Annotated in this window: 24 protein-coding genes; 11 read left to right on the forward strand and 13 right to left on the reverse strand. The window is 73.0% G+C overall.

What is annotated here, in order from left to right:
- Positions 1–19: 19 nt before the first annotated feature.
- Complete coding sequence (locus ACTMTU_RS26420; RefSeq protein ID WP_441265939.1) at positions 20–457, reverse strand: hypothetical protein; 438 nt, start codon at positions 455–457, stop codon at positions 20–22.
- Between the two features lie 138 nt (positions 458–595).
- Between ACTMTU_RS26420 and ACTMTU_RS26425 the strand changes: the two genes are divergently transcribed.
- Complete coding sequence (locus ACTMTU_RS26425; protein WP_441265940.1) at positions 596–1,753, forward strand: ROK family transcriptional regulator; 1,158 nt, start codon at positions 596–598, stop codon at positions 1,751–1,753.
- Positions 1,754–1,833: 80 nt separating this feature from the next.
- On the opposite strand, the gene ACTMTU_RS26430 is transcribed toward ACTMTU_RS26425, so the two are convergent.
- Complete coding sequence (locus ACTMTU_RS26430; protein WP_441266002.1) at positions 1,834–2,598, reverse strand: GntR family transcriptional regulator; 765 nt, start codon at positions 2,596–2,598, stop codon at positions 1,834–1,836.
- 249 nt (positions 2,599–2,847) lie between these two features.
- Positions 2,848–3,741: an RNA polymerase sigma-70 factor gene (locus tag ACTMTU_RS26435; protein ID WP_441265941.1), complete on the reverse strand. Its 894-nt coding sequence runs from the start codon at positions 3,739–3,741 to the stop codon at positions 2,848–2,850.
- 235 nt (positions 3,742–3,976) lie between these two features.
- Between ACTMTU_RS26435 and ACTMTU_RS26440 the strand changes: the two genes are divergently transcribed.
- Together ACTMTU_RS26440 and ACTMTU_RS26445 are read left to right on the forward strand one after the other, a co-directional pair.
- Complete coding sequence (locus ACTMTU_RS26440) at positions 3,977–4,807, forward strand: alpha/beta fold hydrolase (RefSeq protein WP_441265942.1); 831 nt, start codon at positions 3,977–3,979, stop codon at positions 4,805–4,807.
- 214 nt (positions 4,808–5,021) lie between these two features.
- Entirely contained in the window at positions 5,022–5,372 is a 351-nt protein-coding gene (locus tag ACTMTU_RS26445; RefSeq protein WP_441265943.1) for a hypothetical protein, read from the forward strand.
- A 56-nt stretch (positions 5,373–5,428) separates the two neighbouring features.
- Here ACTMTU_RS26445 and ACTMTU_RS26450 read toward each other — a convergent pair whose 3' ends face one another.
- Positions 5,429–5,623: a hypothetical protein gene (locus tag ACTMTU_RS26450; RefSeq protein ID WP_441265944.1), complete on the reverse strand. Its 195-nt coding sequence runs from the start codon at positions 5,621–5,623 to the stop codon at positions 5,429–5,431.
- A 139-nt stretch (positions 5,624–5,762) separates the two neighbouring features.
- Between ACTMTU_RS26450 and ACTMTU_RS26455 the strand changes: the two genes are divergently transcribed.
- Both ACTMTU_RS26455 and ACTMTU_RS26460 read left to right on the forward strand, forming a co-directional pair.
- Positions 5,763–7,346 (forward strand): alkaline phosphatase D family protein, encoded by a 1,584-nt coding sequence (locus ACTMTU_RS26455; protein WP_441265945.1) that lies wholly within the window; start codon positions 5,763–5,765, stop codon positions 7,344–7,346.
- A 183-nt stretch (positions 7,347–7,529) separates the two neighbouring features.
- Positions 7,530–8,930 carry a GNAT family N-acetyltransferase gene (locus ACTMTU_RS26460; protein WP_441265946.1) on the forward strand — a complete coding sequence of 467 codons (1,401 nt, stop codon included), beginning with the start codon at positions 7,530–7,532 and terminating at the stop codon, positions 8,928–8,930.
- Here the strand turns inward: ACTMTU_RS26460 and ACTMTU_RS26465 are convergent.
- On the reverse strand, positions 8,848–10,065 hold the full coding sequence (locus ACTMTU_RS26465) for a trans-sulfuration enzyme family protein (protein WP_441265947.1): 1,218 nt from the start codon (positions 10,063–10,065) through the stop codon (positions 8,848–8,850). The genes ACTMTU_RS26460 and ACTMTU_RS26465 overlap by 83 nt on opposite strands.
- Before the next feature lie 59 nt (positions 10,066–10,124).
- On the opposite strand from ACTMTU_RS26465, the gene ACTMTU_RS26470 reads away from it, so the two are divergent.
- Complete coding sequence (locus ACTMTU_RS26470; RefSeq protein ID WP_441265948.1) at positions 10,125–10,613, forward strand: Lrp/AsnC family transcriptional regulator; 489 nt, start codon at positions 10,125–10,127, stop codon at positions 10,611–10,613.
- A gap of 78 nt (positions 10,614–10,691) precedes the next feature.
- Positions 10,692–12,380, forward strand: a complete 1,689-nt coding sequence (locus ACTMTU_RS26475; RefSeq protein WP_441265949.1) for a DUF885 domain-containing protein — start codon at positions 10,692–10,694, stop codon at positions 12,378–12,380.
- Between the two features lie 399 nt (positions 12,381–12,779).
- On the opposite strand, the gene ACTMTU_RS26480 is transcribed toward ACTMTU_RS26475, so the two are convergent.
- Entirely contained in the window at positions 12,780–13,631 is an 852-nt protein-coding gene (locus ACTMTU_RS26480) for an SDR family oxidoreductase (protein ID WP_441265950.1), read from the reverse strand.
- 4 nt (positions 13,632–13,635) lie between these two features.
- Here ACTMTU_RS26480 and ACTMTU_RS26485 point away from each other — a divergent pair, with 4 nt between their 5' ends.
- Positions 13,636–13,908, forward strand: a complete 273-nt coding sequence (locus ACTMTU_RS26485; RefSeq protein WP_441265951.1) for a hypothetical protein — start codon at positions 13,636–13,638, stop codon at positions 13,906–13,908.
- Positions 13,909–14,019: 111 nt separating this feature from the next.
- Here the strand turns inward: ACTMTU_RS26485 and ACTMTU_RS26490 are convergent, their stop codons facing one another.
- Positions 14,020–14,520, reverse strand: a complete 501-nt coding sequence (locus ACTMTU_RS26490; RefSeq protein ID WP_441265952.1) for a rhodanese-like domain-containing protein — start codon at positions 14,518–14,520, stop codon at positions 14,020–14,022.
- 93 nt (positions 14,521–14,613) lie between these two features.
- Here ACTMTU_RS26490 and ACTMTU_RS26495 point away from each other — a divergent pair, with 93 nt between their 5' ends.
- Positions 14,614–15,060 carry an Lrp/AsnC family transcriptional regulator gene (locus ACTMTU_RS26495; RefSeq protein ID WP_441265953.1) on the forward strand — a complete coding sequence of 149 codons (447 nt, stop codon included), beginning with the start codon at positions 14,614–14,616 and terminating at the stop codon, positions 15,058–15,060.
- Here the strand turns inward: ACTMTU_RS26495 and ACTMTU_RS26500 are convergent.
- From ACTMTU_RS26500 to ACTMTU_RS26510, 3 genes are read right to left on the reverse strand one after another with little or no spacing between them, the layout of a single operon-like run.
- Entirely contained in the window at positions 15,050–18,130 is a 3,081-nt protein-coding gene (locus tag ACTMTU_RS26500) for an AAA family ATPase (RefSeq protein ID WP_441265954.1), read from the reverse strand. The two genes, ACTMTU_RS26495 and ACTMTU_RS26500, sit on opposite strands and share 11 nt — an antisense overlap.
- Positions 18,127–19,293, reverse strand: a complete 1,167-nt coding sequence (locus ACTMTU_RS26505) for an exonuclease SbcCD subunit D (RefSeq protein ID WP_441265955.1) — start codon at positions 19,291–19,293, stop codon at positions 18,127–18,129. The genes ACTMTU_RS26500 and ACTMTU_RS26505 overlap by 4 nt, the downstream gene beginning before the upstream one ends.
- Positions 19,294–19,335: 42 nt before the next feature.
- Positions 19,336–19,962, reverse strand: coding sequence for a YigZ family protein (locus ACTMTU_RS26510; protein ID WP_441265956.1), 627 nt, complete (start codon positions 19,960–19,962; stop codon positions 19,336–19,338).
- Between the two features lie 76 nt (positions 19,963–20,038).
- On the opposite strand from ACTMTU_RS26510, the gene ACTMTU_RS26515 reads away from it, so the two are divergent.
- On the forward strand, positions 20,039–20,446 hold the full coding sequence (locus ACTMTU_RS26515) for a CoA-binding protein (protein WP_441265957.1): 408 nt from the start codon (positions 20,039–20,041) through the stop codon (positions 20,444–20,446).
- A gap of 46 nt (positions 20,447–20,492) precedes the next feature.
- On the opposite strand, the gene ACTMTU_RS26520 is transcribed toward ACTMTU_RS26515, so the two are convergent.
- Together ACTMTU_RS26520 and ACTMTU_RS26525 are read right to left on the reverse strand one after the other, a co-directional pair.
- The gene (locus ACTMTU_RS26520; protein ID WP_441265958.1) at positions 20,493–21,047 is read right to left on the reverse strand and encodes a YbaK/EbsC family protein; all 555 of its coding nucleotides are present in this window, start codon (positions 21,045–21,047) and stop codon (positions 20,493–20,495) included.
- A gap of 44 nt (positions 21,048–21,091) precedes the next feature.
- On the reverse strand, positions 21,092–21,664 hold the full coding sequence (locus tag ACTMTU_RS26525) for a helix-turn-helix domain-containing protein (RefSeq protein WP_441265959.1): 573 nt from the start codon (positions 21,662–21,664) through the stop codon (positions 21,092–21,094).
- Between the two features lie 93 nt (positions 21,665–21,757).
- Here ACTMTU_RS26525 and ACTMTU_RS26530 point away from each other — a divergent pair, with 93 nt between their 5' ends.
- Positions 21,758–22,624 (forward strand): DMT family transporter, encoded by an 867-nt coding sequence (locus ACTMTU_RS26530; protein ID WP_360037644.1) that lies wholly within the window; start codon positions 21,758–21,760, stop codon positions 22,622–22,624.
- Here the strand turns inward: ACTMTU_RS26530 and ACTMTU_RS26535 are convergent, their stop codons facing one another.
- Complete coding sequence (locus tag ACTMTU_RS26535) at positions 22,625–23,473, reverse strand: DapH/DapD/GlmU-related protein (protein ID WP_441265960.1); 849 nt, start codon at positions 23,471–23,473, stop codon at positions 22,625–22,627. It abuts the gene before it with no gap.
- Between the last annotated feature and the right edge of the window lie 206 nt (positions 23,474–23,679).

The following is a 23,679-nucleotide window of genomic DNA, read 5'->3' on the forward strand; positions in this document are numbered from 1 at the left end:
TGCCATGGGAAGTCAGTATCTAGGGCGGGTCGACGTCGGTGACGACGGCGATCAACCGGTGCTCGTCCTCGCCTTCGGCGCGTGAGACGCCCACCGCTATCCAATGGCCCTCGACGCGCCAGAGGTGCAGATCCTCGACGCGGTGGCTCAACTCCCCCCACGGCTGGGGGATCGCCTCTCCGCAGATCGTCCCGATGAACACCGACCACAGAGCGAACCACTGGCCCTCCCCCCAGCGGCTGCTCAACGCGCCCACCAGCGCCTCGCACTCCGCCTCGTACGGCTCGCGCGACCGGCCAGCCGCACGCTCCGCCGCGTCCAGGCCGTCCGCCGGCGTACGCAGCTCCGCCAGGTGGTAGCCGGGACCGCTGTCGCCGAACTCCGACCTGCCGCGCTGTGCCGGGAACGCCCGGCCGCGCAGCAGGTCGATCGCAGCGAGGTGCTGTGCCGTGGTCATGACTCCATTGAACCTGCCGCCACTGACAGTTGGCACACCGTCACCCGCTCCCCGGCTGCCCGTCCCGGTCCCGTGGCGCGACGCGCGCCCGCAGCGAGTACGATCCGGCCAACACGGGCACGAACTGGGAGGACACACGTGGGGCGGCTGACCGGCGGGGACCCGTCGCTGCTGCGGCGCATCAACTCCGCGGTGGTACTGCATTCACTGCGGGGCGCCGACGCCCCCACGCTCACCGACCTGACCAGGATCACCGGACTGTCGCGGCCGACGGTCGAGGGTGTGGTGGAAGGGCTGATCGAGACGGGGCTGGTCGTCGAGTTCGTCCCCGAGGAGGGGGAGGCCCGCAAGCAGGGGCGGCCCGCGCGGCGGTTCAGGTTCCGGGCGGAGGCCGGGCATCTGCTGGGCATCGAGATCGGGGCGCACCGGGTGGCGGCGCTGCTGTCGGGGCTCGACGGGCGCATCATCGGGGCCGGTTCACGGGACGTCTCCGAGCGGGCCGGCGCCGACGACCGGCTGGAGCGGGTCCGGGCGGTCGTCGCCGACCTGCTGCGGCGGACCGGTGTGGCACGGAGCGGTCTGCGTGCGGTGGGCGTCGGCTCACCGGGGATCGTGGAGGCGGACGGGACCGTACGGCTCTCCACGGCGCTGCCGGGCTGGACGGGGCTTCCGCTGGGCGAGCGGCTGCGCAGGTCGTTCCGCTGCCCGGTGCTGGTGGAGAACGACGCGAACGCGGCGGCTGTGGCCGAGCACTGGAAGGGCGCGGCGACGGACTCCGACGACATCGTGTTCGTGCTCGCCGGTCTCAGTCCCGGCGCGGGATCGCTCATCGGCGGGCGGCTGCACCGCGGTTATGGCGGGGCGGCGGGAGAGATCGGCGCGCTGCACCTGCTGGGCCGCGACGAGACGCCCGAGAAGCTGCTGTCGACGACCGGGGAGCCGCTGCACCCGTTGGACGAGCAGGCGGTGGCGGACGTCTTCGCCCTGGCCAAGAGTGGCGACAAGGGCGCGCTGGCGGCCGTCGAGCGGTTCAACAAGCGCCTGGTGCACGATGTGGCGGCGCTGGTGCTGGCGCTCGATCCGGAACTGGTCGTGATCGGCGGCTGGGCCGCCGGCCTGGACGGGGTGCTGCCTCCGCTGCGCGACGAGCTGGCGCGGTACTGCCTCCGGCCGCCGCGGGTGGCGCTGTCCCTGCTGGGCGAGGCCGCGGTGGCGACCGGCGCGCTGCGGCTGGCGCTGGACCACGTGGAGGAGCAGCTCTTCGCCGTCGAGGGCACGGTGACGGCCCGCCGCTGAGTGACGGCGGCGGGGCCGGGGCACTTCAACGTTCGCCCGACCCGCGCCGCCGCGGGTGTCACGGCGGGCCGGTCCGGTGGTCAGGACGCGCGGCGCTGCTGACCGTCGTGGCTGATCTCGACGTCCCCGGTGTCGCCGAAGGTGAGGCGGCAGGTGTCGGCGCGGTACGTCGCGACGGACACCGCGGCGGTGCGCCCTGCGGAGAAGTACCGGGTGGTGACGACGAGGACGGGCGCGCCGGGCAGCCGGTCCAGCTCTCTGGCGTCGACGGCACCGGCGGAGCCGAGCTCGACGGCGCGGTCCTGGCCCTCGAGGTCGAGGCGCTGGAGTTCGCGCAGGACGCTGCGGGCGAGGGCCGGACCGGACGGCGCCTCGATGGCGGGGAGGTCGGGCACCGACGAGGACGGCACGTAGAGCAGTTCGGCGGCGACGGGCTGGCCGTGGTTCACCCTCAGCCGGCGCACGGTGTGCACCGCTTCGTCCGCCTCGGTGTCGAGCAGCCGTGCCACGGCCGCCGACGGCACGGCCACGGTGCACTCGGCCGCCTGCCAGGCGTCGTGTCCGGTGCCCGGCCAGTCCTGGCGCGAGGTGGTCACGTCGACGCCCACGCGCGGCGGGGCGACGGTCGTGCCGACGCCGCGGCGGCGCTGGAGGCGGCCTTCGAGCTCGAGCTGCTCGAGCGCCTGCCTGAGGGTGGCGCGGGCGACACCGAAGCGGGCGGCGAGGTCGCGTTCGTTCGGCAGGATCTCGCCGACGGTGAAGTCGGTGTCGAGCGCCTCGGCAAGCACGGTCTTCAGGTGCCAGTACTTGGGCTCCTGCACCGGTTCCAGCTGCGTGGTCCCCACCCTGATCCTCCGCAATCGCCGTGTCAGCGGCGGCTTTTCCGCGCCCTTGTTTATTAAAGGTTCCTGCACTATCCCTGCGACCATAGGACGGGCCTCCGACTTGGTCAAGACCAATCCTGCGGCTGTCACGCTGCGCAGCGGAACGGATTCGCACAGCGTTCACGCGGCCTTCGTACTGAGAGCCGCGGGGCAGCACAAGACCCCGCGACCGGATAACGGCCACGGGGTCCGACGTGCGAAGAAGAGGTCTCAGTCCGTGTCAGGTCCGGCGAAGGCGGCGAGTTTGTCAGGGTTCCGGACGATGTAGACGCATTGGATGCGCCCGTCCAGCACCTCCATCTGCATGACGGTGTCCGGCTTGCCCCCGGACAGGATGAGGATCGCCGGTGCGCCGTTGGCCTCGACGAAACGGAACTCCGCGTCCGGAACCGGCTGCTGCGAGATCGCGACGACGAAGCGTCCGACCTTGTCCGCGCTCTGCATGACGCGAAGAGGCGCCTTGGTCTTGCCGCCGCTGTCGCCGACCAGCCGCACGTCCGGGGCGAGGATGGAGAGCAGCCCCTCCAGATCACCGCCCGAGGCGGCGGACAGGAACCGCTCCGTGAGGTCACGGCATTCGGCGGGATCCACATCGAACCGGTGCTTGCGCTCGTCCACGTGCTTGCGCGCGCGCCCGGCGAGTTGGCGTACGGCCGCCTCCGACTTCTCGAGCGTGGTGGCGATCTCGGCGTACGGGAAGCCGAACGCCTCGCGGAGCACGAACACCGCCCGCTCCAGCGGGGACAGGGACTCGAGGACCACGAGCACGGCGAGCGACACGGATTCGGCGAGCACCGCCCGTTCCGCCGTGTCGGGGACCGAGGGGCCGAAGTCGGTGACGATCGGCTCCGGCAGCCACGGCCCGACATACGACTCCCGGCGCGACTTGACGTGCCGCAGCCGGTCGATCGCGAGGCGGGTGGTGATCCGCACGAGGTAGCCGCGCGGTTCCTTCACGTCGTCGCGCCGGTCGGACGACCAGCGCAGCCAGGCCTCCTGCACCACGTCCTCCGCGTCGGCGATCCGGCCGAGCATGCGGTAGGCCACGCCGGTCAGCACGGGCCGGTGTTCTTCGAAGAGGTCGGTCACGGTGTCTGTTGCCACCCGTCAATCCCAGCCGACGGCGGGCCCGCTGTCCAGCAGGTTCCTGTGCGGCGCGCGCTACATCGGCGCGTGGGGGCCGGTCCCGTCCCGAACGGCGGCTCGTGGCAGGACCCGGTCATGGGACGGGGCGGCACCACCGATACCCCTCGACCTGAGCCGGCCCCTTGAACTCCAAGCTACTGAACGGTAATTGTTACTGACAGTCTGTCTATCCCAGCGCAGGGAGCGTGCAGTCATGGCCGCAGAGATCTCGTTCTCCGTCGAGACCGCCCGGGGCAGCCGCACGCTGTCCGTCACCTACGAGCGCAGGGGCGCCGGCGAGCCGCTGCTGCTGCTCCACGGCATCGGTCACCACTGGCAGGCCTGGGAGCCGGTGATGGGGATACTCGCCGCCGACCGCGACGTGATCGCGGTCGACCTGCCGGGCTTCGGCGCCTCACCCGCGCTGCCGGACGGCGTCCCGTACGACCTGGCGACGGTCTCCACGATGCTCGGCGCGTTCTGCCGGGCACTCGGGGTCGAGCGGCCCCACGTCGCCGGTAATTCCCTCGGAGGGCTGCTCGCCCTCGAACTGGGCCGCGAGAAGCTGGTCCGCTCGGTGACCGCGCTCTCCCCCGCCGGATTCTGGTCCGAGGCGGAGCGGCGCTACGCCTTCACCACCCTGAGGGCCATGCGGGTGGGCGCACGGTCCCTGCCACTGCCGGTGATCGAGCGGCTGTCCCGGTCGGCGGTGGGGCGTACGGCGCTGGTGAGCACCATCTACGCGCGGCCGGGCCGCCGTTCGCCCGAGGCCGCCGTCGCGGAGACGCGCGCCCTGCGCGGGGCGACCGGCTTCCACGAGACGCTCGCGGCCGGCGGCGGTGTGCTGTTCCGCGACGACATCCGCGACGTTCCCGTCACCATCGGCTGGGGCACCAAGGACCGGCTGCTGCTGCGCCGCCAGGGCCTCCGGGCCAAGTACGTGATCCCCCGCGCCCGCCTCGTCAGGCTGCCCGGCTGCGGGCACGTCCCGATGAGCGACGACCCGGCGCTGGTGGCGCGGGTGCTGCTCGACGGCAGCGCCTGAGCCGGCCGGTGGCGTCGGTCACCGGCACGCCGTATCCGGTCCCGCGCCGCACGGCGGGCCATCGCGGCGACCGGTCCGGCGGACGGCAGCCGGCGGTGAACCGGGCGCTCCCCGCGGCATGGAGAATGACCATGCTCCGCGGCGGCACACCCGCGCGGGAGACGAGTGAATGACCCCGCTCGCCCGACGGCGGCGGGGCGGAAACGGAGCCGTGATGGACCAGCAGCACTTCTCGGAGATCACCTCGTTCCTCGAGGACCGGCTCCGGCCGCTCTTCGATCCGGAGAACGGCAATGACCACGGCTTCGGCATGGACGACACCTCGCGTGCCCTGCGCGCGCTGAGCGGTGCCGTCAAGAGCGCGGCGGCCGTGAAGGGGATCTGCGAGCAACGCGCCGGGGCCGACCCGGAGTTGCGCCGCGTCATCGACCAGACGCTGGCTCACCACTGGGACCAGCTGGTGGGCCTCGCCCGGCACTGGGAGGACCACCCCGACTTCCGGCCCCTGTTCAAGCGCGGTTCGTGGGACTTCGAGCCCGAGCCGGCCGCGGCAGCCGAGGGCTAGAACCGGAGCCGCGGCGCGGCGGACCGACCCGGCGGACGGGGCGGCGGCGCTTCGCGTCAGGGCTGCTGCCGGCGGCGGAGCGCCATGAACAGTCCGACGTACGCGAGCACCCCCGCGCCCGCGGCGATCAGGAAGTAGACCCACCACAGACGGATGTCACCTCCGGGCGTGAGCACCAAGAGGATGACGAGCGTTCCGAGGGCGACCCGGGACGCGCCCGCACCCACCGACATCTGCTTTCGAGGCTCCATGCCGTTGTTCCTGCCCCGTTGTGACGGCCACGACCCCCAGGGGGACGCGGCACGCCGTTCACCCGGAGTTCGCGCAACGGACTCGGCCTGCCGCTAGGCATGGCTCGGCACACCGGCCGTACCGCATGGAGGCGCAGCAATGTCACAGACCCCGCAGAGTTCTCCCCCCGCCCGCCGTTCCGTCCTGCGCGGCACGGTGGCCGCGTCCGCGGCGCTGGCACTGCCCGCCGTGGGCGCGGCTCCGGCGCTTGCGCTTTCCGGACGGCCGCGTGCGGCCTGGGGCGTGCAGACCGGTGACGTCACGGCCACCTCCGGGCTGGTGTGGGTGCGTTCCGACCGGCCCGCGCGGATGATCGTGGAGACGTCCGCCACCGGGTCGTTCCGGCGTGCTCGCAGGTGGCACGGGCCACTGCTCGGCCCCGGGACGGACTTCACGGGGACGACGGCGCTGCGGGGCCTGCCCGCCGGCGAGCAGGTGCACTACCGGGTGACGCTCGCCGACCCGGACGACCACCGGCGTACCGGCGAGGCGGTGTACGGGACGTTCCGTACCGCGCCGGCGAACCGACGGCGCGGCGTGCGGTTCCTGTGGTCGGGGGACATCGCCGGGCAGGGCTGGGGCATCAACCCCGACATCGGCGGCTACCGGGCGTACGAGGAGATGCGCCGGCTGGACCCGGACTTCTTCCTGTGCAGCGGGGACACCGTGTACGCGGACGGCCCGCTCGTGCCGAGCGTGACGCTCCCGGACGGGCGGGTGTGGCGCAACGTGGTCACGGAGGAGAAGTCGAAGGTCGCCGAGACGCTCGACGAGTACCGGGGCAACTTCCGGTACAACCTGCTGGACGAGAACGTCCGCCGGTTCAACGCGCAGGTGCCGACGATCGTGCAGTGGGACGACCACGAGGTGCGCAACAACTGGTACCCGGGGCAGATCCTCGACGACGCCCGGTACAGCGAGAAGGACGTGGACGTCCTCGCCCGGCGTTCGATGCGGGCGTTCGCCGAGTACTTCCCCGTCAGCACGCTCTCCGCCGCCGGGGACGGCAGCGAGGGCCGCATGCACCGGGTGGTCCGCCACGGTCCGCTGCTGGACGTGTTCGTGCTCGACATGCGCACCTACCGCGACGCCAACTCGCCGAACCGGCAGGCGGACGGGGGCGAGGGCATCCTCGGCGCCGTGCAGCTCGCGTGGCTGAAGCGGGAGCTGGACCGGTCGAACGCGGTGTGGAAGGTGATCGCCGCCGACATGCCGCTCGGGCTCGTGGTGCCGGACGGCTCCGCGAACTTCGAGGCCGTGGCACAGGGCGATCCGGGCGCGCCGCTGGGGCGTGAGCTGCAGATCGCCGAACTGCTGCGGCACATCAAGCACCGCCGGATCACCGGCACCGTGTGGCTGACCGCCGATGTGCACTACACCTCGGCCCAGCACTACGCCCCCGAGCGCGCGGCCTTCAAGGATTTTGCGCCGTTCTGGGAGTTCGTCTCGGGGCCGCTGGCCGCCGGCGGATTTCCGGCGAACACGCTGGACGGGACGTTCGGCCCCGACCGGGTCTTCGTGCGGGCGCCGCAGCGGGCGAACGTGTCACCGATGGAGTCCCCGCAGTACTTCGGGGAGGTCGACATCGACGGCGACAGCGGCGAACTGACGGTGCGGCTGCGCGCGGAGGGCGGAACTGTGCTCTTCACCAAGACACTTCAGCCTGGGCGTGTCGGCCAGTGACGGGGTCCGGCGCGGGTCCGGCGGACGCGCGCCGGAGCGGAAACCGGTACGTGTTGCACCATGGAAGCGAACAGTGCACGCCAGAATCGGCCAAAACCGGCCGATAGCGCTCCAGATCGGCGCTTAACCCATCAGTCACAAAGCGTTCGTGATCACGCAACACCGGTCGGTCACAGTGAAGCCATGACAGATGTGACTTCCGCGAAGAGCGCCCGCCGTCCGCACCACTGGCGGCGGGACCTCGTCGAACTGGCCGCCATGTTCACCGCCGTCGCGGTCGCCGACACCATCGCCAAACTCATCGGGCACACTCCCGACGGGCCGTTCCTGCTCATCGCCTCGGCGGTGGCGCTGGCCGCGACGGCCACGTTCCACACATGGTGGGCACGGCGCCACAGTCATGCGCCGCCTCCGGACGCGGCGGACGCCCAGGCCCCCGCCGCGTCCCGGGAGACAGCCGGGGAGCAGACCCGCGGGACCACCCTGTGGCGGATGCGCACCACCGTCCAGGACACCCCCGGCAGCCTCGCCGCCCTGTGCAACGCCCTGGCCCGCCTCGACGTGGACATCCTGACCCTGCAGACCCATCCCCTGGCCGACGGGACGGTCGACGAGTTCCTGCTGCGGGCCCCCGCGTCCCTTCAGGCCCCGCAGCTCACCCGCGAGGTCGCCGCGGCCGGCGGCAGCGGCACCTGGACGGAGCGCGCCGACGCGCACGACCTCGTCGACACGCCCACCCGGGTGCTCGGCCTCGCCACCCGTACCGCCCTGGACGCCGCCGAACTGCCTCTGGCGCTCCGGCAACTGCTCGGCCGCTGCACCATCCGGTCCCGCCCGGCCGTCTCCCCCACGGGCCGCGCCACCGGCGAGATGCCCCCGGTCGAGGGCGTCCTCGAGGAGACGGTGATGCACCTGCGTGACCCGAACGGCGGCGCGATCATCGTCGAACGCGCCTATCTGCCCTTCACCCCCACCGAGTTCGCCCGCGCCCGCGCCCTCGTCGAGCTCGACGCGCGCCTCGGTCCCCGCGTCCCCCGCAGCCAGGACATCCTCACCCTCCCCGAGGGCAACGAGATCTCCGTGCGCCGCGCCGACCAGGACGATGTGGACGCCGCTCTCGCCATGCACGAACGGTGCTCCGCCCGGACGCTCGAGATGCGCTACCACGGCCCCGTCCGGGACGCGGACCGCTACCTCAACCACCTGCTGAGCCCGCGTTTCGGCCGGACCCTGGCGGTGGAGACGGCCTCCGGCCGGCTCGTCGCCCTCGGCCACCTGCTGTGGGACGGCGACGAGACCGAGGTGGCGCTGCTCGTCGAGGACGACTGGCAGCGCCGCGGCATCGGCTCGCAACTGCTGGAGCGGCTGGCGGACATGGCGGCCGAGGCGGGCTGCGACAGCGTGTACGCCGTCACCCGGTCGTCGAACACCGCGATGGTCGCCGCCATGCGCGGGCTCGGCCTGCCCCTCGACTACCAGATCGAGGAAGGGACCCTGGTGGTCACCGCCCGACTGGATGCGGCTCCCGGCCGTCCGCGCTCCCGCTCCGAGCGGACGGAGCGGACCGGGCAGGGCGAGCGCTGAGCGCCTCCGTCAGGTCCCGCCACAGGTCCTCGACGTCCTCGAGCCCGACCGACATCCTCAGCAGCCGGTCGCTGACGCCGGCCGATCGCCGGTCGTTCACATCGACGATGCGGTGGCTGATGGAAGCCGGGTGCTGGATCAGGGTGTCGACGCTGCCGAGGCTCACCGCCGGCGTGATCAGCCGTACCCCGGCGATCACGTCGTGCGGGTCCCCGTACACCTCGAAGGAGACCATCGCCCCGCCGATGCTCGGGTAGTGGACCCGGGCGACCCGCGGGTCGGTGGTGAGCCTACGGGCGAGGTCGGCGGCCGTGGTGGACGCGGCCCGCACCCGCACCGGCAGCGTCGACAGCCCGCGCAGCAGCAGGTATCCGGCCATCGGGTGCAGCACGCCGCCGGTCGCGAAGCGGACCTGGCGCAGCTTGCGGGCGAACTCCTCGTCGCAGGCGACCACACCGCCCATCACGTCGCCGTGGCCGCCGAGGTACTTGGTGGCGCTGTGCAGGACCAGCCGGGCGCCCTCTTCCGCGGGGCGCTGGAGCACGGGGGTGGCGAAGGTGTTGTCGACGAGCAGCGGCACCGAGCCGCAGGCGTGCCGTACGGCCCGCAGGTCCACTTCGGCGAGCGTCGGGTTGGCCGGGGTCTCGACCATGACCAGTCCGGTGTCGGGCCGCAGGGCGTCGGCGATGCCGGCCGGGTCGGTCCAGGTGACCTCGGTGCCGAGGAGTCCGGCGTTCAGCAGATGGTCGCTGCAGCCGTACAACGGCCGGACGGCGACGACGTGACGCAGGCCCATGCTCGCCCGCACCAGCAGCACGGCGGTCAGGGCCGCCATGCCACTGGCGAAGGCGACGGCGCTCTCCGTGCCCTCGAGCTTGGCGAGCGCCGTCTCGAACCGGGCGGTGGTGGGGTTGTCCAGCCGTGCGTAGACGGGCGGACCCTCCGGCCGGGCTCCGGTCGTGGCGAACGCGTCGATCCGCGCGGCCTCGCCGGCGGCGTCGTACGACGGGTAGGTGGTCGACAGGTCGATCGGCGGGGCGTGCAGGCCGAGCTCCGCGAGATCCTCGCGTCCTGCGTGCACGGCATCGGTGGCCAGGGCCCGGGTCACGGGCGCGGCCGAGGCTGCGTTCTCCATGGCCGCACTGTGAACAGTTACCGGGAGGTAGCGGATCTTCTCCGTGCTACGTTCGGCAAATGGCTGATCCTGTCGCACTGGACCCGATCGATCTCCAGATTCTCCGCCTGCTGCAGAACGACGCCCGGACCACGTACCGGGACCTCGCGGCGGAGATCGGCGTGGCCGCCTCGACCTGTCTGGACCGGGTCACCAGGCTGCGCCGCTCCGGCGTCATCCTCGGGCACCGCCTCGCGCTCGACCCGGCACGGCTGGGCAGGGGGCTCCAGGCGCTGCTGTCGGTCCAGGTACGGCCGCACCGGCGGGAACTGATCGGCCCGTTCGTCGAACGCATCCGCGCGCTTCCGGAGTCCCTGGCGCTGTTCCATCTCACCGGCCCCGACGACTACCTCGTCCACGTCGCGGTGACCGACATGGCGGATCTTCAGCGTCTGGTGATCGACGAGTTCACCTCGCAGCGCGAGGTGGCCAGGGTCGAGACCCGCTTGATCTTCCAGCAGTGGGAGTGCGGGCCGCTGCTGCCCCCGGCGGCACCCACGGGCGGATGATCCACTTCGAGCCGGATGTCAGGCGACCGGGCCCCATTGGTGGTGACGAGGGGCACGTCTTCGTACGAGGATGGCCCCATGCCAGACACTTCCAGCAGCCCGCTGCCCCGTCAGGTCGCCGACGCCTACGTCGACGCACTCATCGAACTCGATCCGGCCCTCGGTACCTACCTGGGAATCAAGGAAAGTTCAGGGCTCCTCCCCGACTTCTCGCCCGCGGGGACCCAAGCGCTCGCCGACCTCGCCCGCGAGACCCTGGCCCGGCTCGACGACGCGGAGAAGCTGCCGGGCGCCGGCAGTGACGTCGAGCGCCGCTGCGGACGGCTGCTGCGCGAGCGCCTCACCGCCGAACTCGCCGTCCACGACGCGGAGGAGAGCCTGCGCGCCGTCAGCAACATCCACTCCCCCGCCCACACGGTCCGCGAGACCTTCACCGTCACTCCGGCGGAGACCGAAGAGGACTGGGCGGCGATCGCCGAGCGGCTGCGCGCCGTCCCCCGGGCGCTGGAGGGCTACCGGGAGTCCCTCGCGCTCGGCCTCGAGAAGAAGCTGTACGGCGGCCCGCGGGCCACGGCCACCTTCATCGAGCAGCTGACGGAATGGAGCGGCGGCGGCACCGGTCGCGGCTGGTTCGAGGAGTTCGCGTCCGCCGGCCCCGCCGCGCTCCGCCTCGAACTGGACGTCGCCGCCGGTGCCGCGACCCGGTCCGTGGCGGAACTGCGCGACTGGATGCGCGACGTGTACGCCCCCGCCGTGGCGGACGCCCCCGACACCGTCGGCCGCACGCGATACGCCCGCTGGTCCCGCTACTTCAACGGCACCGACCTCGACCTCGACGAGGCCTACGCGTACGGCTGGTCCGAGTACCACCGGCTGCTCAGCGAGATGAAGAAGGAAGCGGAGAAGATCCTTCCGGGCGCGGGCCCCTGGGAGGCGCTCGCCCACCTCGACGTGCACGGCGAGCACATCGAGGGCGAGGAGGAGGTGCGGGTCTGGCTCCAGCAGCTGATGGACGAGGCGATCGAGGCGCTCGACGGCACCCACTTCGAACTCGCCGAGCGGGTACGGAGGGTGGAGTCCCGTATCGCACCGCCAGGAGGAGCCGCCGCGCCGTACTACACGGCACCGTCGGAGGACTTCTCCCGGCCGGGCCAGACCTGGCTGCCCACGATGGGAGCGACCCGGTTCCCCGTCTACGACCTGGTGTCGACCTGGTACCACGAGGGCGTCCCCGGCCACCACCTCCAGCTCGCCCAGTGGGCCCATGTCGCCGACCGGCTCTCCCGCTACCAGTCCTCCGTCGGACAGGTGAGCGCGAACGCCGAGGGCTGGGCGCTGTACGCGGAACGCCTGATGGACGAGCTGGGCTTCCTCAAGGACGCGGAACGCCGCCTCGGCTACCTGGACGCCCAGATGATGCGTGCGTGCCGGGTCATCGTCGACATCGGCATGCACCTCGAGCTGGAGATCCCGGCGGACTCGCCGTTCCACCCGGGCGAGCGCTGGACGCCGGACCTGGCTCAGGAGTTCTTCGGCATGCACAGCGGCCGGCCGGCGGACTTCGTGGAGAGCGAACTCACCCGGTACCTGTCGATGCCGGCCCAGGCCATTGGCTACAAGCTCGGCGAACGGGCCTGGCTGCTGGGCCGCGAGAACGCGCGCCGGGCGCACGGGGAGGCGTTCGACGCGAAGGCGTGGCACATGGCGGCGCTCTCGCAGGGGTCGCTGGGGCTGGACGACTTGGTGGAGGAGCTGTCCCGCCTGTGACGGTGGGGGGCGGGGCGGGTGGCCGCTGCGCGGGGCCGTTCCCCCCGCCCCTTCCCGAAACCGGGCTCCGCCCGGACCCGGCACCGCGCTCCGCGCGGTGTTTCGGGGGCTCTGCCCCCGCACCCCCGCGCCTCAAACGCCGGCGAGGCTGAAGTTGCCTCCGCCGCCGACGTGGCTGGATGCCGCGCAGCGGCATTTCCAGCCCGCCTGAGGGCACCTCCCACGGCCGCCAGGCCGTAGGGGGAGATTGAGGGCACCGCGCGGAGCGCGGCACGCCGCCCGCAGAGCGGCACGGGGTCCGGGGCTGCCCCGCCACGCGGCGGAGCCGCACATCGGTACAGCGGGAAGGGGCGGGTAGGGGAACAGGCCCCGCCCAGCGGTCCCCCCGCCCGCGCAGCGTCAGCGGCGGAACCCGCCCTCCGAGTCGATGACCTGCCCCGTGATCCACTCCGCCTCGTCCGTCGCCAGCCACGCGATCAGGCGGGCCGGATCGTCCGGCATGCCCCACCGGCCGGCCGGGAACATCGACGCGATGGCCTCGTACACCTCGCCGTCCAGGTAATCCGTGTCCACCGGCCCCGGGTTGACGCAGTTGACGGTCACGGCGAGGCCGGCGAGCGAGGTCGCCAAGGAGCGGGTCACGGAGGCCAGTGCGCCCTTCGCGAGGGCGTAGGCGATCTCGCCGGGCATACCGCCCGCGATGTCCTGGCCCGAGGTCATCATCACGACGCGGCCGCCCGGCGTCCGCGCCGGCAGTGTGGCGCGCGACCGCGCGTACGCCTGGACCAGCAGGATCACGGAGCGGGCGTCGACCGCCCAGTGCGCGTCGAGCATGGCGGCGTCGATCCCGTCCAGCGGACCGTCGAAGCCGCTCAGCGCGTGGTTGGCGACCAGGATGTCGAGACGGCCGCCGAGCGCGTCCGCGGCCGTGGCCAGCAGTTCGGCCGGGGCGTCGGCGTCGGACAGGTCCGCGGGACCGTGGCACACGAGCGCCTCGGGGTCCCCGAGGGCCTCCCGCACGCCCGCGGCGACCGCTTCGGGCCCGCCGGGCTCCGCGCCCCACGGCTGGGCGGCGTCGTGCGGGACGTGGTGGTGGAGGTAGACGCTCGCGCCGTACGCGGCGAGGCGCCGAGCCACCGCGTAGCCGATGCCGCCCGTGCGGCTGGCCCCGGTGACGAGGGCGGTGCGGCCGCGCAGCGGGAGGGGGTCCCGGCGCAGCGACTCGGTGGAGGGAGACGGCATTCTGGGCATGGCCATGCATCATGATCGATACACCGGGCGTTGTCATGCGGTTTCCGGGACCGGCGCTCCGGGCGAATCCGGTACCGCGGCGCAGTCCTGTACAGCACCCTTCGGAGCATGCGGCTGGGCCGTCGTCGAGGCCAACGCCGCCTGGGCGAGCGGCCATTACGCCTGCGACGTGGACGCCGTCCTCGATGTCGTCCTGCGGGCGGCCCGGCCGCGCGGGGAGGCTCCGGCGAGGGACGCCGGCTTCCTGCGGCACTCCCCCTCCGTCGTGCGCCGTTGAGCGGGTGACGACGGGATGCTCGGCCGGCGGCGGCGTCCGAGCCCGCCCACGAGTCCGTCCGGGGCCGAAGCGGCCTGCACGAGGGCCGCCGGCGCGCGGCCCCAGAGCGGTTCAGCAGCCGCAGTCGTCCGCGCCGACAGGTGCGGTCAGCGGGTCGGCGTCGCGGACGGTACGGCCCTCCCACGTCTCGAACGCGAAGCCCTCCCTGGCCCAGTACTCGAAGCCGCCGAGCATCTCCTTGACCTGGAAGCCCAGTCGGGCGAGGGCGAGTGCCGCGCGGGTGGCTCCATTGCAGCCGGGGCCCCAGCAGTAGGTGACGACCGGCACGGACCTGTCGAGGAGTTCCCCGGCCTGCTCGGGAATCAGCGCGGTCGGCAGGTGCACCGCGCCCGGAATGTGGCCCTGGTCCCAGGACTCGGTGGAGCGGGAGTCCAGGACGACGAATCCGGGGTCGCCGCCGGCCGAGAGCGCGGCCGCCACGTCGGAGACGTCGGCGTGGAAGGCCAGGCTCGCACCGAAGTAGGCCGCCGCGGCGGCCGGGTCGGCGGGCGGCACCCGCAGGACGGGGTTGGCCGGCTGTGTCACGGGGGTGTTGCTCTGCGTCGTGGTCATGTCCAGAAATCTACGGTCGGTGATCGTCTCCAGGAAGTGGGATTCCCCGGCACTCGCCTTGATCGGCCGGGCGATCCCCTGTTGTGTGTGGCCATGACGGGATATTCACCGGACGCCACCGACTGGCGCATACTCGAGGCCCTCCAGACCCGGGGCAGGGCCAGCTTCGCGGAGTTGGCGCGGGCCGTCTCCATGTCGCCGAGCGCCGTCACCGAGCGGGTGCGGAGGCTGGAGGAGGCGGGCGTCATCCAGGGGTACGCGGCGGTCGTGGACCAGGAGCGGATCGGGCTGCCGATCCTCGCCTTCGTACGGTTGCGCTACCCGAACGGCAATTACAAGCCGTTCCACGACCTGCTGGACGCGACGCCCGAGATCCTCGAGGCCCACCATGTCACCGGCGACGACTGCTTCGTGCTGAAGGTCGCCGCCCGCTCGATGAGCCACCTCGAGCAGGTGTCGGGGAAGATCGGCGCGCTGGGGTCGGTGACGACGAGCGTCGTCTACTCCTCGCCGCTGCGCGGCCGCCCGATCAGTCGCTGAGGGCGGCCTCCGTCCGCAGCCGCACGGCCGACCCGCCACGGTCCTTGACGACCTCCAGTTGCGCGGGGATGCGCCGGCGCAGATCGCCGACATGGCTGACGATGCCGACGCTGCGGTCACGTTCGCGGAGCGAGTCGAGGACGTCGAGCACCTCGTCGAGGGTCTGGTCGTCGAGGCTGCCGAAGCCCTCGTCGATGAACAGGGTGTCGAGCCGCATGCCGCCGGCCTCGTCGGTGACCACGTCGGCGAGGCCGAGCGCGAGGGCGAGCGAGGCGAAGAACGTCTCGCCGCCGGACAGGGTCGCGGTGTCGCGTTCCCTGCCGGTCCAGGCGTCGACGACGCGCAGTCCGAGGCCGGCGCGTTTCCCGCCGGTGCGGGCGTCGGAGTGGATGAGGGTGTACCGGCCGGAGGACATCCGCTGCAGCCGTACGGTGGCGGCTGCCGCGACCTGTTCCAGGCGGGCGGCGAGCACATACGACTCGAGGCGCATCTTGCGTTCGTTGTCGGCGGAGGTTCCGGCGGTGAGGGAGGCGAGGCGGGCCACCAGGTCGTACTCCCCGCGCAGCGGGCGCAGCGCGAGGGTCTCCGCGGTGGCCTGCCGGGACAGCCGGTCGAGTTGGGCGCACCTGTCGCGTGCGGCGTCGAGCGCCGATGCGGCGTCACGCATTGCGCGTTCCGCGGCCTCGTGGACGGCGCGGGCCGTCCCGGGCGCCGCGGCGGGCCCGGCCGCGGCGGCGCGGGCGTCGTCCTCCGCCAGCCGGTCGGCGACGGCGGCGGCCTCCGCCTGCCAGGCGTCGATACGGTGCTGGATGTCGCGCTGCTCGGCGTCGGTCAGAAGTCGCGCCGCCGCGTCCGCGGGTGTGTCGAAGCCGGCGCGGAAGGCGGCGTCGGAGAGCCGGTCGTCGGCCTCCTTCAGGCGCAGTGCGGTGCTGTCGACGGCGCGGACGGCGTCCGCCGCCGCGGTCAGCAGACCGGCCCGGCTCTCCAGCTGCGCGGCGCGCTCGGCGACGCTGCGGGCGCCGTCCCGCGCTCGGGTCAGGTCGTCCTCGAGCAGTGCCAGTTCCTGGTCGAGGGCCTCCCGCCGGGAGGTGCGGGCGGCGCTGCGCCGCTCCGCATCCTGCCGGGCGGTGACCCGCTTCTCGTACTCCCGCTCCGCGCGTTCAAGTGCCTCGCGGGCGCCGTGTGTTCCGGCCGCCAGGTCGCGCGCGCCGGCGTACTCCCGCTCCAGTTCCTCCACCGCGCCGCGCAGGTCCGCCACCGCCGGGTCCTCGCCGGACCGGGGCAGGGGGACGGTCGTGCCCGGCCGGGAGTGCCCGGCGGACGAGGACTCCGGGCCGCGGGCCCTGGCAGCCGCCGAGGCCCGGGACTCGCCGAGCACGGCCAGCTCCCGTTCCGCGTCCTCCTTGGCCTTCCGCGCCTGTACGTACCGGTCGTAGGCCGTGTCCTCCGCGGCACGGTCCACGTGTCCGGCGCCCGCGCGGGCCGGCGCCGGGTGCTCCACGGAGCCGCAGACGGCGCAGGCCTCGCCCTGGACGAGCGCGGAGGCCAGTTCCGTGGCGATGCCCTGGAGCCGGCGCTCCTTCAGGTCGAGCCAGGTCGCCTTGGCCTCGTTGGCGCGCTCGTGCAGGGTGCGCAGCCGTTCGGCGGCCTTGTCCGCGCGAGCGGCGAGGTCGTCGCGTTCCTGCGCTGCGCGCAGTCGTTCGCGGGCCGGTTCGAGCCGGCCCGCGAGGTGTTCGGCCCGGGTGGCGGCCTCCTGCGCGGCCGTGATCCGTTCCTGGTGGCCGCGGCGGACGCCGTCCCACCCGGCGAGCCAGTCCGCCGCCTCGGCGAGGATGTCGTCGTCGGCGCGGGCCTGCCGGTCGAGGTCGGCCAGTTCGCGGGTGATGTCCGAGGCGCGGGCCTCGGCCCTGCGGGCGACGTCCAGGCCGCCGAGCTCCTGGCGCAGCGCGCGTTCGGCTCCGGTGAGCCGGTCGGCGCCGGCGTCGGCGAGTTCGGCGGGCAGTGCGGTCCGGGTCCGTTCGCGTTCGGCGGCCGCCGTGCGGTGTTCGCGCTCAGCGGCGTCGCGCATCCGCAGCGCCGGCTCGACGAGCGCGGCCTTGCGGGCCCGTTCCAGCCGGGCGCACCGGTTCTCGTGCTCCGCGCGCCGCGTCTCGAGGGCCTTGGAGCGCTCCAGCGCCTCCGCGTACCGCCGCTGGAGCCGGTCCAGTTCCTGTTCGGCCTCGAGGGCCCGGCGGGCGGCCGCCTGCCGGCTCTCGGCGGCGGCGAGGGCGTACTCGGCGATGTCGAGCCGCTCACGGGCGCCGGAGCGGGCCACCGCCGCCCATTGCAGGACGGCGTCCGCGAGGCCGGGGTCGCCGGGCTGCTGCTCGGGGCAGGTCCACTCCGCGGCCGCCGGGCCGGCGGCCTGCTCGATCCGGTGGGCGACGGCGAGCAGCCGTTCGTCGCCCGCCTTCACCTGGTGTTCGGCGGCGCGCCGCAGTTCGGCGAGGTGGTCCTCGACGGCGGCGAACCGGCGTGTGTCGAAGAGTCGTCCGAGGAGCTTGCCGCGGGCCTCCGCGTCGGCCCTGAGGAATCGTGCGAAATCGCCCTGCGGCAACAGGACGACCTGGCAGAACTGCTCGCGGCTCATCCCGAGGAGCTGGGTGATCTCCTCACCGATCTCCTGGTGCGACTTGCTGAGTGGCCGCCATTCGCCGCTCGCCGTGTCGTACTCGCGCAGCGTGCTGTGCGCCCGCTCGGTGACGAACCCCTTGCCGCGGGCCTTGGGGCGGGGCTGCGCCGGGCGCCGGGTGATCTCCAGCCGCCGCCCGGCGACGGTCAGTTCGAGGCTGACCTCGGTCGGCGTGCCGGCCGGGGCGTGGTCGCTGCGCAGCGATGTCCCCGGGCTCTGGCGCGCGCCGGGCACCGCGCCGTACAGCGCGAAGCAGACGGCGTCCAGCACGGACGTCTTGCCCGCCCCCGTCGGCCCGTGCAGCAGGAAAATGCCGGAGCTGGCGAGGGCGTCGAAGTCGACTTCCTGGGTGGCGCCGAACGGCCCGAACGCGGTGACGGCGAGTCTGTGCAGTCTCACCGGGCCACCTCGCGCACAGCGGCGTCGACCCGTACGTCCTCGAAGGCGGCGCGCAGGACGGTGCGCTCGCCGTCGTCGGGGCCGTTGCCGCCGCGTACGTGGGCCACGAAGTCCTCCGCGATCTGCTGGTCGCTGCGCCCGCGCAGGCGCTGGGCGTAGGAGGCGAACGCGTCCTGCGGAGCGCGGTCCGGCTCGAACACCAGGCTGAGGATGTGCGGGAAGCGCCGGGTCAGCCGCGCCATCGGATCCGCCGGGCGCACGACGTCGGTGAGGGTGGCCTCCACGAACGACTCCTCGTGCCGCTCGAGCTCCGGGCCGTCCAGGAGCTCCTCGATGGTGCCGCGCAGCCGGGCGAGGGGGCGTGGCACGGGGCAGTCGATCCGCTCGGCGGTGACGGCTCCGGAGGCGTCGAGGTCGACGAGCCACATCGTCTTGCGGTGGTCGGTCTCGGAGAAGGAGTACGCGAGCGGGGAGCCCGAGTAGCGGATCCGTTCGGTGATGGTCTGGCAGCCGTGCAGGTGCCCGAGGGCCACGTAGTCCACGCCGCGGAAGACGCCGGAGGGGACGGCGCAGGCACCACCGACGGTGATGTCCCGCTCGCTGTCGCTCTCCTCGCCGCCCATGACGAAGGCGTGCGCGAGCACGACGGACCGGGTGCGTTCCTCGCGGGCGGCGAGGTCGTCCCGTATCCGCTCCATCGCCGCGGCCAGCACCGTCTCGTGGGCGGCCTTCTCCGTCCCGAACTCGTTCCTGACGAGGGACGGTTCGAGATAGGGCAGGCCGTAGCAGGCCACCGGGCCGTGTTCGTCGGCGAGCAGAACGGGGGTGCCGCAGCCCGCCGGGTCCGTGCGCAGATGTATGCCGGCCCTGTCGATGAGCCCTGCCCCGACGCCGAGGCGGCGGGCCGAGTCGTGGTTCCCGGAGATCATCACCGTCGGCACCCCGGCGTCCGCGAGCCGGTGCAGCGCCTGGTCGAACAGCGCTACGGCGGCGAGCGGCGGGACGGCCCGGTCGTACACGTCTCCCGCCACCAGCACCGCGTCGACCTCGCGCTCGCGCACCGTCGCCACCAGGTGGTCGAGGAACGCGGCTTGGGCGTCGAGCATGCTCACCCGGTGGAACGACCGGCCCAGGTGCCAGTCCGACGTGTGCAGGAGTCTCATGATCGGTGAGCGTATCGGTGGGGTCGGACAATGCGGGCGGCTTCACGCATCTCCGTACGCCTCGCCCCCGAGTTCCAGCCCGGCCGTGCCCGCCGTGACGTCCGCCAGCCATGCGCGGAAGGCGTCGACGTCGGCGTCGGGCAGCCCGATCCCGATGCGGACGGCGTCCGTGTATGTGACGTCGCGCACCTGACGGCCGGTCGCCCGGAGGTCGTTCTCCAGCTTCCCGGCGCGCTGGTGGTCGACGGTGACGGTGGCGAGCCGGAACCGCTTGCGGGTGACGGTGCCGAGCGCGTCCAGTGCCTCGCCGACGACCCCGCCGTACGCCCTGATCAGCCCGCCCGCGCCGAGCTTGACGCCGCCGTAGTACCGGGTGACGACGGCGGCGACGTACCGGATCTCCCGGCGCATCAGCATCTGCAGCATGGGCACCCCGGCCGTGCCGCCGGGTTCGCCGTCGTCGCTCGCCTTCTGCACGGCCGCGTCGGCGCCGACGACATAGGCGAAGCAGTTGTGCGTGGCGGTCGGGTGCTCCCTGCGGATGCGCGCGACGAAGGCCTGGGCCTCCTCCTCCGTGGCGGCCGGGGCCAGCGCGCAGATGAAGCGCGATCGGTTGATCTCGGTCTCGTGGACACCCTCGCGGGCGACCGTCCGGTACTGCTCCTGCATCCGGCCACCCTATGCGCCGTCCGGGGCGGGTCCCGCCACCGGGGAATCGTGCGGGCCTCCCGCCCGTTCTCGTGGCATGTACGCAGACGCAGAGACGATCCGCAGAATCCTGACGGCCACGGGTGACACCTGGGCGGTGGTCGGCCTGTCCAACAACGAGGGGCGGGCGGCATACGGCGTGGCCGAGGTGCTCCAGCGCTACGGCAAGCGCATCGTGCCGGTGCACCCGAAGGCCGAGACGGTCCACGGCGAGAAGGGGTACGCGAGCCTTGCCGACATCCCGTTCCCGGTGGACGTCGTCGACGTGTTCGTGAACTCGGGCCTGGCCGGCGCGGTGGCCGACGAGGCCGTCGGCATCGGCGCGAAGGCCGTCTGGTTCCAGCTCGGCGTGATCGACGAGGAGGCGTACGCGCGCACCAGGGCGGCCGATGTGGACATGGTGATGGACCGGTGCCCCGCGATCGAGATCCCGCGGCTGGGCTGAGCCGCCGCAGCTCCCGGGCGGGGCGCGCGCCCCGCCCGGGCCGGTGTCAGATGCCGAGGCCCTCGACGACCACGGCGCCGGGCAGGGCGGCGAACGCCTTGCCCGGCAGGATCAGCTTGCCGCGCCGGCGGCCGCTGCCGACGAGGACCCACTCGGTGTCGACGACGGCCGGGTCCACCAGCAGCGGCCAGTCGGCGGGCAGCCCGAGCGGGGTGATCCCGCCGTACTCCATGCCGCTCTCGCCGGTCGCGGTCTCCATGGGCGCGAACGACACCTTGCGGGCGCCCAGTTGTCTGCGCACGGCACCGTTGACGTCGACGCGGGTGTGGGACAGGACCAGGCATCCCGCGAGCGTGGTGGCTCCTCCCCGCTTCCCGGCGACGACGACGCAGTTCGCCGACTGCTCGAGCAGCTCGCGACCGTGGTGCTCGACGAAGACGGCGGTGTCGGCGATCTCCGGGTCGGTGTCGACGTAAAGGATCTGCTCGGCCGGCACGTCGCCGTGCCAGGCTCGCACGGCCGCCGCGACGGGTGCGACGAGGAGATCGAGGCAGTCGGGTGCGGGGGTGGCGTCGTCGAAGTTCCCGATGGGTGCGCGCATGTGCCGCACGTTAACACCACGCCGTACGGCGGCGATCGGGTGATTCAGCGGACGGGCGGGACGGAGACGGCCATGATCACCTCGACGGCCTCTGCGCCCTCGTTCCGGTAGGCGTGCGGGACGTTCGCCTCGAAGGTGGCCGAGGTGCCGGCGGGGACGGCGTGAGCCTGTCCGTCGACGACGAGGGTCAGCTCCCCGGCGGTGACGTGCAGCAGTTCCGTCGTCCCTTCGGGGTGCGGGTCGGAGGCGCTCTCGTCACCGGGCATCAGCCGCCAGGACCACAGCTCCAGCGGCCCGCCGCGCTCGTTGCCGACGAGGAGCGTGGTGGAGCTGCCGGTGGAGGTGGACCACATACGGACGGCCTGCTCCGGGGGGACGATGCGGACCTGGGCGCCCTGCTCGTAGTCGAGGAGCGTGGTGATGCTGACGCCGAGGGCGTCGGCGAGTTTCACCGTCGTACCGACGCTGGGGTTGGTGCGCGCCTGCTCGATCTGGATGATCATTCCCCGGCTGACCCCGGAACGGGCGGCGAGAGCGTCCAGGGTGAAGCCCCGCTCGCCACGCCAGTGCTTGAGGTTGCGGGCGAGCGACTGCGTGAGCTGGTCGAGGTCCGACACGTTCCGTCCAATATCTTGGATGACAGAGTTCAATGAATTGCACTACCGTGTGGTGCACCAATTCGTTCACCGCACTGTACTGCGAGGCATCGCATGACCGCACTCTTCGCCCTGGCCACCAGCCTCCTGTGGGGACTGGCCGACTTCGGCGGCGGCCTGCTCACCCGACGGACGCCCGCGCTCACCGTGGTCGTCGCCTCCCAGTCCGTCGCGGTCGTGGTCCTCGGCGCGATCGTCGTCGCGACCGGCGGCTTCGCGGAGGCCGGGCCGCGCCTCTGGTACGCCGTGGCGGCCGGCGCGGTGGGACCGGTGGCGATGCTGTGCTTCTACAAGGCCCTCGCGCTCGGCCCGATGGGCGTGGTCTCACCCCTCGGCTCCCTCGGCGTCGCCGTCCCCGTCGGCATCGGGCTCCTGCTGGGCGAGCGGCCCGGAGTGCTCCAGTTCGCGGGGATCGCGGTGGCAGTGGCCGGCATCGTCCTCGCGGGCGGACCCGAGTTGCGCGGCGCGCCGGTGCAGCGCCAGGCGGTCCTGATGACGCTCGTCGCGGCCTTCGGGTTCGGCGCCGTACTGGCTCTGATCGCGGAGGCGTCGACCACGCTCACCGGACTGTTCCTGGCGCTGTTCGTCCAGCGCGTGACCAACGTCGCCGTCGGCGGGGCCGCCCTGTGGGTGTCGGTCAGGCGCGGCGGCCGGGCGCTGCCGGAGGACGGAGGCCTGCGGACCGTCCTGCGCTCGCTGCCCGCGCTCGCCTTCGTCGGCCTCGCGGACGTGGCGGCCAACGGCACGTACTCGATCGCCGCGCAGACCGGGCCGGTCACGGTGGCCGCGGTGCTGGCCAATCTGTATCCGGTGGTGACGGTCTTCGCGGCGCTGCTGATCCTCAAGGAACGGCTGCGCGCGGTGCAGGCCGCCGGCGCCGGGCTTGCACTGGTGGGCACGGTCCTGCTGGCGAGCGGCTGATCAGCGCCCTTCGAGCTCGGACACGGCCCGGCCGGGAGCCGCCGCCCCCGGCACCGTCCCCGCCTCGGCACTCGTCCGCCGCACAGCCACGCCGTCGACGCCCGTCCGCGGCAGTTCCTTCTCGAGCGCCGCGAGCGCCCGCAGCTGCTCCGGGGTGACGCCCTCCGGGATGGGCACCGGCGCGGGCGTACGCAACGGCGGCTGCCAGCCGCCCGCCTCGTCCCACCGCCGTACGACGCGGGCGGGGGCGCCCGCCACCACCGAGTGGTCGGGCACCTCGCCCCGCACGACCGCGCCCGCCGCCACCACCACGTTGCGGCCCAGCCGGGCGCCGGGAAGGATCACCGCGCCCGTCCCGAGCCAGCAGCCGGGGCCGATCGAGACCGGATCGGTGCGGGGCCACTGCTTGCCGACCGGCTCGTGCGGGTCGTCGTAGCTGTGGTTCGTCGAGGTGATGTAGACGTACGGACCGCAGTACGTGTCCGAGCCGATGGTCACCCGGGTGTCGGCGATGACATGACTGCCGCGCCCCAGGACCACCCCGTCCCCGAGGGTCAGGATCGGATCGGGGCCGAGATCCAGGCCCGGCATCATCCCTGCGGTCAACGTCACCTGCTCGGCGATGATGCAGTGCTCGCCCAGCTCGATCCACGGTTCGCCGAAGACGGTCCCCTGCGGGAAGGCGAGCCGGGTGCCGCCCCCGATCCGCCGGAAGTCGAGCCGCCCGGGGCGGTCGGCCGTGACGGCGCCCGCCTCCTGCACCAACTGCCAGCCGCGGTGGACGGCACGTGCGAGCCCGCGGCGCCACCAGGCGGCAGGCGATGAGAACGTGTTTCTGTTCTTCGGCACCCGCCCACGGTAGTCGGCCCTGGCCTCCCGACGGGCGTGACGTGCTGTGATGTTCACCCCAAGAGCCACCCGCCGCCCACCGTTTACCACGGGAAGCGGCTCTCGCAGGCCACTTCGCGCGCAACTCCACCGTTCTGTGGACAGTGCGCGCACTCCCGAGTCCGCGACCTCCCCCGTGGCTAGCATGAGCACCGCACGCTCCCGGA

The organism is Streptomyces sp. OZ13, from assembly GCF_052068155.1.
In the GTDB taxonomy this organism is placed as follows: domain Bacteria; phylum Actinomycetota; class Actinomycetes; order Streptomycetales; family Streptomycetaceae; genus Streptomyces.